The organism is Myxococcus sp. CA039A (genome assembly GCF_013336645.1).
Taxonomy (GTDB): domain Bacteria; phylum Myxococcota; class Myxococcia; order Myxococcales; family Myxococcaceae; genus Myxococcus; species Myxococcus llanfairpwllgwyngyllgogerychwyrndrobwllllantysiliogogogochensis.
Window position 1 is genome coordinate 1 of sequence record NZ_JABUMQ010000653.1, and the last position, 1,488, is coordinate 1,488.

Below are 1,488 nucleotides of genomic sequence, written 5' to 3' on the forward strand. Positions count from 1 at the left end.
CGGGGGGGCCGCCATCATGCGAGGCCGAAGCGGCGGGCTTGGGCGTGGGGGGCACCTTGCTGCGCAGCGCGGCCTCCACGTCCGCGGAGCGCCAACCGAAGTGCTCCGCGAGGGCGGAGAAGAGCGACGAGCGCACCAGTCCCACGGGCACCTGCGCCGCCACGGGCTTGAGCCGCTCGAGTGCCGCCATCTTCTCCTCGAAAGACGCCCCCTTGCCCTGGGGCAGCAAGGAGGCGAACAGGTAGGCGGTGAGCGGTTGCGCGCCTTCCAGCAGCCGCTCCACACCCTCCGCTCCCTCTCGACGCGCGAAGACGTCTGGATCATCCCCCTGGGGCAGCAGCGCCACCCGGGCGGTCGCCCCGGCGGCGAGCAGCGGACCGGCGAGTCGCTCCACCGCCGCGATTCCCGCCGAGTCCCCGTCCAGGAGCAGCACCAGCTCCCGGGCCTCGCCGCGCTTGAGCACCTGCATGTGGCCGGGGGTGAGGTTGGTGGAGCACAGCGCGACGGCATGGCGCACGCCCACCTGATGCAGGCCGATGCAGTCGAAGTAGCCCTCCACGAGGACGGCGGCCTTGCGCTTGCGGACCTCGTCGCGCGCCTGGTCCATGCCGAAGAGCGTGTCGCTCTTGTTGAAGAGCCGCGACTCGCGCGAGTTGAGGTACTTGGGCCCTTCCTCGGCGCCGACGAGGCGGCCACCGAAGGCGATGGGGCGGCCCTCCGGCGCCCGGATGGGCACCATCAGCCGGCTGCGGAAGAAGTCATAGCAGCCGTCTCCCGTGTTTCGCTTGAGCACCAGCCCGGCCTTCATGGCCCAGTCCAGCATGCCTGTCTTTTGAAAGCGCTCCGCGAGCGTGCTCCAGGCGTTGGGCGCCCAGCCGAGTCCGAAGGACTGCGCCGTCTCTTCCGACACGCCACGACTGGCGATGTAGGCCCGCGCGGAGCGGCCCTCGTCCTGCCAGAGGGTGGCGCGGAAGTGCTCGGCGGCCAGGTCCGTGGCCTCCTTGAGCTGCTGGCGCTCGCGCATGCCCGGGTCCTGCTGCGCCTCCAGGTCGATGCCCAGCTCGCGCGCCAGGTCCCTCACCGCGTCGAGGAACGTCTTGCCCAGGTAGCGCTGGACGAAGGACACCGCGTCCCCGCTCGCCCGGCAGCCGTGGCAGAAATAGAAGTGCTTCTCCGGCACCACGTAGAAGGAGGGGGTCTTCTCCTGATGGAAGGGACAGCGCCCCTTCCACTCGCGGCCCGCCTTCTTCAGCTCCACATGTCGGGAGATGAGGCCCACGAGGTCTACACGCTCGAGGACTTCCTGGATCTTGTGTTCCGGGATCACGTCGGCCACCCCTCGTCCCGCACCTGGGCGGGCGCACTCCCGACATCCTGGCAGCCGGGCCTGACGTCGCCCGTCTGGTCGCCAACCCGCTGGATCACCCCGCCCACGAGGGCGAAGGACCGGCGGCGGGGGGCGGGAAGGATGGCTGGGGACACGTTGGG

Annotated in this window: 1 protein-coding gene; it reads right to left on the reverse strand. The window is 70.6% G+C overall.

The window, feature by feature from the left end:
* On the reverse strand, nt 1–1,327 hold a 1,327-nt coding region (gene dnaG, locus HR086_RS46780; protein WP_174468904.1), incomplete at its 3' end, for a DNA primase.
* Between the last annotated feature and the right edge of the window lie 161 nt (nt 1,328–1,488).